We start from the raw sequence: 1,082 nt of genomic DNA, 5'->3' as shown, positions 1-1,082 counted from the left end.
GCCCAGGAAGGCTTCGAGCGTGCCGATCTGGCGCGACACCGCGCTCTGCGTGAGCGCGAGTTCCTGCGCGGCGCGCGTGTAGCTCTCGTGGCGCGCGGCGGCGTCGAAGCACACGAGGGTCTGCAGGGGCGGGATCTTGCGGCGCATGTATGCCGGTAGTGTATGACTGGGCAGGCGCCGTCATCAATGGAAACGTCTTGCCGCCGGGGTGTCAGATGTGCAAAGGACGCATATCTGGGTGAGGATTCATCGTTTGCGCCCAACCCCCTGCATGGCTAGGATCGACCCATTCCCCTCTTTTCCCTCTTCCGGAGACAAGCACATGGCCGCCAAAGCGCAATTCCACTGGGACGACCCCTTCCTGCTCGACCAGCAACTGACCGACGAAGAACGCATGATCCGCGACGCGGCCAATGCCTACTGCCAGGAGCGCCTCGCGCCCCGCGTCATCGAGGGCTTCCGCAGCGGCGAGACCGACCCCGCCATCTTCCGCGAAATGGGCGCGCTCGGCCTGCTCGGCCCGACGATCCCCGAGCAGTACGGCGGCCCCGGCCTCAACTACGTGGCCTACGGCCTGATCGCGCGCGAAGTCGAGCGCGTCGACTCGGGCTACCGCTCGATGGCCAGCGTGCAGAGCTCGCTCGTGATGGTGCCCAYCTTCGAATTCGGCACCGAGGCGCAGAAGCAGAAATTCCTGCCCAAGCTCGCCACCGGCGAATGGATCGGCTGCTTCGGCCTGACCGAACCCGACCACGGCTCCGACCCCGGCAGCATGGTCACGCGCGCCAAGAAGGTGCCGGGCGGCTACTCGCTTTCCGGCGCCAAGATGTGGATCAGCAACTCGCCGATCGCCGACGTGTTCGTGGTCTGGGCCAAGGAAGTCAGCGAAAGCGGCACCGTGGGCCCGATCCGCGGCTTCGTGCTCGAGAAGGGCATGAAGGGCCTGAGCGCTCCGGCGATCCACGGCAAGGTCGGCCTGCGCGCCAGCATCACCGGCGAGATCGTCATGGACGGCGTGTTCTGCCCCGAGGAAAACGCCTTCCCAGAAGTGCAGGGCCTGAAGGGCCCCTTCACCTGCCTCA

Annotated in this window: 2 protein-coding genes; one reads left to right on the top strand and one right to left on the bottom strand. The window is 66.3% G+C overall.

Annotated features, from left to right (window positions below):
• Positions 1-147: LysR family transcriptional regulator (locus AC1DOC_RS34765; protein WP_478131726.1), on the bottom strand; the 147-nt coding region annotated here is incomplete at its 3' end.
• 175 nt (positions 148-322) lie between these two features.
• On the opposite strand from AC1DOC_RS34765, the gene AC1DOC_RS34760 reads away from it, so the two are divergent.
• Positions 323-1,082, top strand: a 760-nt coding sequence (locus AC1DOC_RS34760) for an acyl-CoA dehydrogenase family protein (RefSeq protein WP_478131725.1), incomplete at its 3' end; no start/stop codon positions are given.

It is taken from the genome of Variovorax sp. 01T439_2, assembly GCF_056398445.1.
Note: the sequence above shows the minus strand (reverse complement) of the source record. Positions and strands in the feature narration are given on the sequence as shown.